Here is a 9,483-nt window from a genome sequence, read left to right as displayed (position 1 = left end):
GCCTTGGATTCGAAAAAAAATTTAACTGTTACTAAAAACCCCCCGGCAGAAGCCACCATCAGGGCGGTCTCATTCTGGGCGGTTCTTGAGTTGACGTCAACTCCTTTGGAAAGAAGCAGCCTGGCTATGTCTGTCTGCCCGTTCCGGCAGGAAGAGATGAACAGGGATTTCTGATCAATATCAGCCCCTTTGTCCAGCAGCATCTCCACAATATTTTTCAGACCTTTCCTAGCTGCAGCCGTAAGCAAGGAATTAATTTCCGGACCTTTTGCACTCCCCAGCGCGCCTGAATCGAGCATCTGCTTTGCAAGGTCGCCGAATCCTCCGTTGACCGCTTCGGCCAGCGGGAAGGCCCCGTTCTGGTTGCGAAGATTCACATCAGCACCTGAATCAAGGAGCAGTCTGGCGATTTCCGGAAAACCATCGATCACGGATTCAAGCAGAGCTGTGGTGCCGTTTTTATTCTTTGCATTCACTTCAGCCTTGCGCTCAAGCAGGAGCTTCACCACTTCCAGTCTGCCCTTTCTGGAAGCTTCTATCAGAGCAGTGGTTCCATTGGAGTTCTTCACTGAAACCAGAGCTCCTTTGTCGATCAGCAGACGGACTATGTCCCGGAAGCCATTGGCAGCCGCCTCCATCAGAGGGGTGGATCCGTTATTGTTCACTACATTCACATCCGCCCCATTCTCGAGGAGAAGTCTGACCATGGCAGAATTTCCTCTGCGGCTGGCTTCCATCAAGGCGGTCTCGTCAAAACTGTTTTTGAAGTTGACACTGGTGCCGGCAGAAATCATCTTCATGACTTCAGTCGTATTTCCCGTCCTGGCATAATCAACTATTGTTTCAGCAAAAGAGAGGATAGTGCTCAGGAATATCGAACATAAAATCAATACTTTCACGATAAATCCTTTCATCTGAACTTGAGTTAAAGGATACGATCAATCAGAGATATTATCAAGTAGAGACGTACCATGGTACGTCTCTACGAGGAAATGATCGAAATCGTTTTCCGGTTTCAGGGAGCAGCCAGGCTCGTCGTCCCGGCGATCAACCTTACTTCAACATACTGGATGTTTTCAGCTTTCGCAGGGAGCAGATAAAGTTCCAGATAATTCCAGGAGCCGCTTTTCAAATCAACCCTGGGCTTCATATCTTTTACCTGAAGCTGTTTTCTCCATTCATCGAGGTCTATGTAATCGTCAGGTCTTTTCCCCCACCGCACTCTGAAAGTGAGATCGCCGAGAGAAACATTCAAAGTATTTGCAAGCAGGAATTTCACCTTGTATCCGTTGGAAAATGCTTCAGAGCGGAGAAAATTGATCGGAAAGAATCCGTATTCAGTCTCCATCAGCTGCACTTCCCTGTTGGAAAAATTCAGTACATAGGAACCGGGTTCTTTCGTGATCCTGGACTGAGCCTTATGCAGTTCAAGGGCTTCATTGATCGACTGGATTTCGCTTGTGATGTTGAGAGCCTTGAGTTTCTGGCTCAGCTCGAAAATTTCAATCTTCCTGCCGTCGTTCTCGGTCTTGAGCGCTTCGATTTCACTTTTAAGCTGATCAACCCTGGGGTCGTTACAGCCTTCGAGAAACAGTATTGTGAAAAATAATAAGTATAAATATCTCATGCTAAGATTAAATCTAAAGTTATTGGGATTTGTCAAGTAATGCAGGAAAAGCTTGACAAATTAAATGTAATATTGTTTAGTTTTAGAAATATTATTTGATTGGGGGAAAAATGCAGAGGAAGAAAATGACGGTCGGCTTCTCAGATCTGGCTAATTTCATGAGAGCCTGCGAAAAACTCGGGGATGAGCAGACTGTGGAAATACTTCAGGAAGCATATCAGGCTGCCGGTGATGCTATCGTCGCCCAGGGCGGAAAAATCCATAAATACATCGGCGACATGATCATGTTTTCTTTTACCAATGCGGCTAAGGCTCGGAAAGCTGCCGAGGAAATCAGCCATTTCAGCAAAAAGATCGGCAGCGTGGAGATATACTTCAACACAGGTCTCGCGACCGGCGAAGTCCTGTTGGGAAAAATCGGCCATCCCTCTGCCCAGTTTGTGGACGTGATCGGCCGCACGGTCAATCATGCAGCGCTTCTGCAGATGAAGGCCAGCAAGGAAAAAACCAGACTGGAAATCTGCCCGGATACGAAGTAAACATTCCAGAAATAATCAAAAAGCCGGTGGACTTTCCGGCCTTTTTTTAATTACAGTTCAATCTTGATCGGCCATTCGATCATTCAATCTGCAGAGTTTCAAAGAAAGAGCTTTCGTCCTTGATCACTCCATCAGCTTCATGCATGTCCCGCAAGGTGAATCCTACAGTGATGTGCGGATAAAAATGAGCTGGATCGAAACTTCCCGGGGAACCCCCGTTTTCAATGAATTTTTTCTGAATCGCTGCTCTGATTTTTACCAGGGCTGGTGATTTCAACACTATGAAAAATACTGATTCCAGTTTACCTGACAGTTCCATGGCACCTTTACCGAGACAGACAACCTCAAAAGTCGCGGTCTGGATTTCCAGATCTTTTGCAATCCCGTTGATCTCAATGATGGAGATGTGTTTGCGGAGCACCTCATAATATTCTATCGGAGTGACTATAGTGATATGCGCCTCTCCCCTGCTTTTCAGAGGCAGGCCTGTACTTTCCTTCAAATCAAGGTAGAGTTTTTTGACAGGTGAAAACGGCAGATTCATGATCAGGTAAGAGTCAAAAGCGCCAGGCCCGGCATTTTCCAGAAACGGCAGATTCTCAGTTTCAAAAATTACCCGGGAAATCGTGTAACCCGTGTTCAGAACAGGATCAGGGGATTTGGCAGATAAAGCCACGCACAGAGTCGCAAGAAGCAGGATCATGATTTTTTGCATCTATACTCCCGGTAATTTGATTTGCAGCATTATATTTAAAATTGCTCCTGATTGGAAGAGAAACCGCAGCTTCGTGAATCTGTCTCGATCTCATGTTTCTGAAGGCACAAATTTAAGTGTGGCGGACTGCTAGGCCTGGAAATCAGGAAAAATAACTGCTGGAAATACCATCCGTTTTGGGCATGATGATACAATAATTGCAACGGTTGTTGAAGTAGTAACCCCCTGCTTCCGGGGAATAGCAGATGAAACGGTCGGGATTTTTCTTGTCCAAAGCAGATCTCAGTCGAGTGATCGTCATCCTGAAAGTGCTGCCGTCTGATTCGGGATCGAATTTCCGCTCCCAGATTCTCTGAAAGATCCCTTGGGGTTTGACTATTTTACCAGGATCGCTGGCAAACACTTGCAGGAGAGGCACCATTATCCTCTTCTGGAAAAATTTCACCGCCCTGCCGTTTACCAGCAGCTCCCTCTCATCGAAATCAATGAAAATTTCGAAACTGGTTTTCTGTTGGCGGGAGCTGGAAATTTCCCTGATCTCTGCATCTTTTTTCTCATCTCTGGTAAGAAGCAGCAGTCCAGGCTCCTTTTTTCCGGCAGCAGCATCAGCATACCATTTGAAATCAAGCTGAAGTTTCTCACGGGTAGGTTCAGGAAGAGCTGAGATACAATTCAGAAATAACCCGAAATCATGCTTCCGGCCATTTTCGTCTCCCTGGATTCCTTGGATGAGCGAGCGGAAAAAGTAAAGTGTCGCCGACATCCTTGGTTGCCTGGTGATTTCCGCAAAATCGGCTACCTGATCCAGATATTCACGTGCCTCATCAGTCCTCCTGCAAACCAGGAGATACTGGGCATAATTCTGCCTGGCCCAGGCTACCCTCCATGGATCATCGATCTGTCCCAGCAGTGCAAGCGAAGTCTTGAAATTGGTTTCCGCCTGTTCCTGATCTCCGATTCTTGTATAGATTGTGCCCAGAGTATTGTGGATCACACCCCTGATAAAAACCAGCGCATCCCTGCGGCTGTATTCCAGCCCCTCCTGCTCGACCCGGATTGCTTCCTGGATCTCCCCCTTCCAGAACAGTATTTCTCCCTTCAAGTTGAAACAGTAGGCCAGGCCATGATTATCTTTCAGCTCTTTTCTGATGGCAATGACAGATTCCAGTGTTTCCAGGGAAGCAGGCACTTCCTGCAGGTCGAAGTGATAATACGCCTGACTGTATAGAGCTTCCGCAATCGCATAATACGCATTATATTGCCTGTAAACGACTTCTGCTGACCTGGCCAGTTCCAGCGCTTCCCGGATTTCCCCGCGATAGTAGAGAAAAACTCCGTAATCATTATCCACCCGGGCCTGTAAAAGTGGAGAAGCTCCGGTTTCAGTTGCTTTCAACCGGTGATAGCAATTCTCTGCCTGAATATAATCACCCAGGGTATGTGAACATTCCGCCAGAACCAGGAGTGTTTCTGTTCTCTCCCTGCCCTGCTGCAGTTCAGGCAGCAGATTTTCAGCCAGAGACTTGGCCTCGTTCAGGCGGCCCATTTCGCAGAACAGCCTGGCTTCCAAAGAGCGACGTTTATCACGGTCTACTGAATTCAGCGCCTGCTTTGCCTCTTCGAACTTCCGGCGATAGATTAAAAGCGAGACCAGAGCCTGGCGTAATTCTCCGGTCCTGTATTCAGAACCGTTCAGCAGAAGAATTTCCACCTGATTCTGGACATTTTCCGTGCCTGCTCCCAGCAGCTGCTGTTCATCGCAAAGCCTAAGCAGCACATCAATTGCCCGTTCAGTCTCCCCTGCTTCCTGGTATTGATAAAATGTCTCCTTCAACTCCAGAATCTCAGCATTTTTTTTATGCTCCAGCAAAGAGGCTATCTCAAGATGCATTTCTTTCTTCTGAGTACACTCAATTTTACTGGTAAAGTGTTCCTTTAAAAGATCATGTAAAAAAATACGCCCGAACTGGTTGTGTTCAAGCAGAAAATAGTCCAGAAGCCTGCGCAGTCCCTGCCCTGATCCAGGCAGGTCTTCCGGCCTGACCGGGATCCTCAGGAGCGCAAGACGCAGGCCCAGAGCACGGGAAAAGGAGTCAAGATTCTCCCAGACTCTGGAGAGCAGAGAATTCTCCAGCTCCTTCTGATAGTCTTCGCCGGTTAACAGGGATTCCAGGGAATGGGCTCCTGAGACCAGCAGGCTGATCAGAAGCTTGATAAAAAAGGGGTGTCCGCCAGTCCGTTTGAATATCCCCTTTTTCTGCTCGCTGCTGAAATGAGGCAGATGGTGGAAAGATAGCAGCTGGTCCATCAGCAGGAAAGCATCCTGTTCTTTCAGGCCGTCAAGCTTCAACTGGAAAATGTCGATCAACTCGAGAGAGGAGAGTTCCGGTCTTTTGCGGGAAATGATCACCAGCCTGCCCTTACTGAGAATCAGACGGCATTCCCGGATCAGTTCCCTGGTCCGATCATTTTCCAGAAGATGAAAGTCATCTAAAAACAAGGCGATTGATTTTGCTTCCAGCAGTCTGGCGATTCTATCAGGAGAGAGTGGGGTCCCGCTTCTTCCACTCCGTTCCCCGGCCTGCTCCAGCAATTCGGAAAACAGATCCAGTTCTGTCCAGCCATTTCTGCAGGTAATGAACAGGACTTTATCTCTATAGTTCTCTGTTTCACTCATTGAAGCGGCAAAAGCTCTGGCCAGAGCACTTTTACCGATGCCGCCCAGACCTGCTATTATGATTACTTTCTGATCTGGAAAAGCAGACAGCAGTTCCCTGAACTCACTGTCCCTTCCGTAAAATCCACCGGAACCTGTTGGAATCATTTTAACATTATATCACACGCCCCTGGCTTCAGGCAGAATGATGCAGTATCTGCAGCGGTTGTTGAAAAAATAGCCTCCTGCTTCAGGTGAAAAGCGGATAAAACGCTCAGGGTCTGCTTTATAAAGCGCTGCTCTCAACCTGGTGATAGTCATGCGGAAGGTGCTGCCATCATTTTCGGCATCATATTCCCTTTTCCAGATAAAGGGAAAAATAGTTTGAGGCTTCAGGATTTTCCCAGGTTCTGCGGCAAATATCTGCAGAAGGGGAGCCAGAACTTTTCTCCTGAAGAAAGCAGCTTCCTTTCCATCAATGTAAAGCTCACGGCTGGAAAAATCGGCAAAAAATTCGAATTCCTGCGGACTGGAACGCAAACGCGCGATTTCCCGGATCTGGGCTTTTCTTTTACCCTCACTGGTAATCAGAGTCAGTAACTGTTCCCCAGGGTCAGGACCAAGTCGATTTGCGTACCAGTCGAACTCCCTGATAAGTTTTTCTCTGGTCTTGTTCGGAAGCAGGGCAAGGTTTTCTTGAAATAGTCTGAAATCATTTCCCCGCCCGTTTTCGTCGCCTCTGATCCCGTTCAGCAGGGACCGGAAATAATACAGTGCGGCCAGCAGTCTAGGCTGACCGGTGGACTCCGCAAATTCCGCCACCATTTTCAATTCTTCAGTTGCTTCCTCAATCCGTCCGCAGAGCAGAAGAAACTGGGCATAATTCTGTCTGCCCCAGATCGTCCTCCCAGGCTCTTCATCCTTGGAAAACAAGGTGAATGAAGTGCGGAAATGCCCCTCTGCCTGCTCGAAATCCCCGAGATGGACGTAAATCTGACCAAGTGAATTATGGAGCATACCCCTGATCACACTGAGCGGACCTTTCGCCGCATAATTCAGGCCATCCTGCTTGGCCCGGACTGCTTCCTGAAATTCCCCTCTCAGAAACAGGATTTCTCCTTTTATGTTCTGGCAGAAGGCCAGGCTATGGTAGTCTCTGAGCTCACTGCAGATCTCCACGGTAAGTTCCAGCTTCTTCCAGGCATCTTCAAGCTCCTGCAGATCAACCAGGTAGTTCACCTGATTGTAGAGTGCCTCTGAAATGAGAAATTGAGCCTTGTAACTTCGGTAAATTTTCTCCGCTGAGCTCGCCAGAGTGACGGCTTCATTCAGTCTGCCCCTGCGGGCAAGAAATACGCCGTATGTATCTTCGATTCTGGCCTGAAAAAGAGGTGAAATCCAGTTTCCGGAGCTTTTGAGCTGCTGATAACAGTCTTCCGCCTTGCTGAAATCCCCGAGAGTGATGGAATTATCCGCCAGTGTAAGCAGTATTTCGGCTTTATCCCTGCCTCCCGGAAGTTCAGGGATCAGATTTTCCATCTCAGTCATCGCCTCTCGATGCTCTCCGCATTGGCTCAAGAGTATGGCTGAAAGATATCTGAACACAAGCGGATCCTTTACTGCTGCCAAGGCCTGTTCAGCCTCCCCGAACTTCTTGTGGTAAATCAGCAGCTCTACCCTGGACTTGCATAGATCCTGCTGGCGGTATTTTCCGCTTTCCAAAAAAGAACTGATCAGGTTTAAAATGTTTTCAGCTTCAGCGCCCAGCAGTCGCAGTTCTTCGCAGAGCCTGAGCAGAATATCGACAGCCAGTTCGGTCTCACCAGCCTTGTGATACTGATTGAAAGCTTCTTTCAGCTCAGAAATTTCAGCAAACTTTTTTCCGACAAAATATTCAGCTATCCCGATACGGATCTTTTTTTTCTGCTTTTCATCAATGGTTCCGGCAATGTAGTCCTTCAGCAGATCGTGAAGATAAACACGTCCGGCTGGATCGTGTTCCAGCAGAAAATGAGCGGAAAGATTGTCCAGTGCTTTTTCAGCACCAGGCATGTCTCCGGGTTTGACCGGGATCTGCAGGAGGGCAAGTTTCCCTCCTGCCAGCCGGGTTTCTTTATCCAGATTTTCCCAGACTCTGGAAAGCAGTGAACAAGAAAGCTCAGTTAAAAAATCTTCCCCGTCCAACAAGGCTTCCAGAGAAAATCTACCGGAAATCAGCAGGCTGACCAGAAGTTTGATGGAAAGCGGATGGCCGCCGCTTCGTTCGAAGATCTTTTTTTTCTGCACATCCCCTAGCAGCGAAAAGTGGTGGAATGAGAGGAGTTGATCGATCAGGCTGAAAGAGTCATGGTCATTGAGACCGTCGAGTTTCAGCTGGAAAAGTCCGGGGGATTCAATGGATGAAAACTCAAGCCGCTTGCGGGTAATAACTACCAGCCTTCCCCTGAGGAGAATGCGGCTGCATTGCCTGATCAATTCCAAAGCAGCATCATTTTCGATCTGCTGGAAATCGTCCAGAAAAAGAGCCAGGGATTTTGTTTCCAGCAGAGTGGCGGTTTCCAAAGGGAAATCCAGACTCTTTGCTTTGTCCCTGCCTCGTTCTCCAGTCATTTCCGCAAGTTCCGAGAAAAGGTCCAATCCGCTCTCACCGTTCCTGCAGGTGAGATACAGCACTTTAAGACCAGGATCATTCTCGCTGACAGAGGCGGCGAAAGCTCTGGCCAGGGCACTTTTACCAATCCCCCCGAGGCCGGCGATCACCATCACTTTTGCGATCGGCAAAGCTGCCAGCAGCTCAGTCAGCTCCTGGTCCCGTCCGTAAAATCCCTTTGCAGTTGTGACAATCATATCCATAAGTGGCACTTGTAAAACTCATTTCTATTCAGAAACAGTATACCATGGATTTTTCAATCAGTAATCTATCCGAGTGGAGAATTGCCCTGAATAGAAATAAATGCTAACCTGATTTCATGATTTCCAGTATAAATACTACGGGATTTTTCTGTGGCAGGGAACTGGAACTGCAGGAATTAACAGGTCTGTTCCACACCCAGAAAGTATTCGTGATAGCGGGTCTGGCCGGGATCGGTAAAACAGCCCTTATCCAGGCCTTTGCGGCTTACGTCAATACTCTGGAACAATATCGTGACCGGGTCCTGTTCATTACCTGCAAAAACGGCTGGACAGGTAAAGATCTGTTCAGTGAAATAATCGAACTCTCCGGTGAAGGCGGCCAGGAACCCATCGGAACCATTGCCGGGGAATTAATCAATCTACTGGAGCGGAAATCCCTGGCCCTGTTCCTTGATGATTTCCATCAGGTGGAGGACGATGATTCCAGGGAACTGGTCAGGCAGGCCGGAACTCTCCACAAGGGAAGGCTGGTGCTGGCCACCAGGAAACGGATTGAGCTGCCTCCCATGGACATGATCGACATCTATCAGCTTAAACTTTCAGGTCTTTCGGATGAAGACACGTCCAGGATCATTGACCAGCTTCTGAAATTCCATCATCTCACAGAACTGAACACAGACCAGAAAAAGAGAATTTTTATAAAAACCGGAGGCTATCCGTTTTCCGTCAAACTTCTGATCAGCCTGCTGATTTCCGGCGGGCAGTCCCTGGAATCACTCCTGGAAGGACCTGGATTCGAGGAAAAAATCGAGCAATACCTGCTGATCAGAGTCTGGAATAACCTCGATCAGGATGAGCAGGAGATTTTCATGCGATTGAGCCTGTTGCGGATACCGGTCAGGCCTGAGGAAATCCCGGGCATTCCTGAATCAATGCGCAAAAAAACCCTGGGTAAGTTTCTGGACACCTTCCTGCTTGAACACAATCAGGTTGGACTGATTGAACTGCATAGCCTTCTCAAGGAGGATGCGGCACGCCATCTGGATGATCCCAGGAGGAGCAAGCTGCAGCTGGAGATCGCTGATTTCTTTTT

At 48.1% G+C, this 9,483-nt stretch carries 7 protein-coding genes; 2 read left to right on the top strand and 5 right to left on the bottom strand.

Annotation, left to right across the window (positions count from 1 at the left end):
- Both PHW04_18580 and PHW04_18575 read right to left on the bottom strand, forming a co-directional pair.
- Positions 1-914, bottom strand: a 914-nt coding sequence (locus PHW04_18580) for an ankyrin repeat domain-containing protein (GenBank protein ID MDD2717899.1), incomplete at its 3' end; no start/stop codon positions are given.
- 101 nt (positions 915-1,015) lie between these two features.
- Positions 1,016-1,627: a hypothetical protein gene (locus tag PHW04_18575; protein ID MDD2717898.1), complete on the bottom strand. Its 612-nt coding sequence runs from the start codon at positions 1,625-1,627 to the stop codon at positions 1,016-1,018.
- Between the two features lie 110 nt (positions 1,628-1,737).
- Here PHW04_18575 and PHW04_18570 point away from each other — a divergent pair, with 110 nt between their 5' ends.
- Entirely contained in the window at positions 1,738-2,166 is a 429-nt protein-coding gene (locus tag PHW04_18570; protein MDD2717897.1) for an adenylate/guanylate cyclase domain-containing protein, read from the top strand.
- A 79-nt stretch (positions 2,167-2,245) separates the two neighbouring features.
- Here the strand turns inward: PHW04_18570 and PHW04_18565 are convergent, their stop codons facing one another.
- The 3 genes from PHW04_18565 to PHW04_18555 all read right to left on the bottom strand — a co-directional run bounded on the left by PHW04_18565 (position 2,246) and on the right by PHW04_18555 (position 8,390).
- The gene (locus tag PHW04_18565) at positions 2,246-2,881 is read right to left on the bottom strand and encodes a hypothetical protein (GenBank protein MDD2717896.1); all 636 of its coding nucleotides are present in this window, start codon (positions 2,879-2,881) and stop codon (positions 2,246-2,248) included.
- A gap of 142 nt (positions 2,882-3,023) precedes the next feature.
- Entirely contained in the window at positions 3,024-5,705 is a 2,682-nt protein-coding gene (locus PHW04_18560) for an AAA family ATPase (GenBank protein ID MDD2717895.1), read from the bottom strand.
- 12 nt (positions 5,706-5,717) lie between these two features.
- Positions 5,718-8,390: an AAA family ATPase gene (locus PHW04_18555; GenBank protein MDD2717894.1), complete on the bottom strand. Its 2,673-nt coding sequence runs from the start codon at positions 8,388-8,390 to the stop codon at positions 5,718-5,720.
- 116 nt (positions 8,391-8,506) lie between these two features.
- Here PHW04_18555 and PHW04_18550 point away from each other — a divergent pair.
- Positions 8,507-9,483, top strand: a 977-nt coding sequence (locus PHW04_18550) for an AAA family ATPase (GenBank protein ID MDD2717893.1), incomplete at its 3' end; no start/stop codon positions are given.

The sequence above is a fragment of the Candidatus Wallbacteria bacterium genome (genome assembly GCA_028687545.1).
GTDB lineage: Bacteria > Muiribacteriota > JAQTZZ01 > JAQTZZ01 > JAQTZZ01 > JAQTZZ01.
The sequence above is the reverse complement of the archived record's forward strand: the minus strand, read 5'-3'. Positions and strand labels throughout refer to the sequence as shown.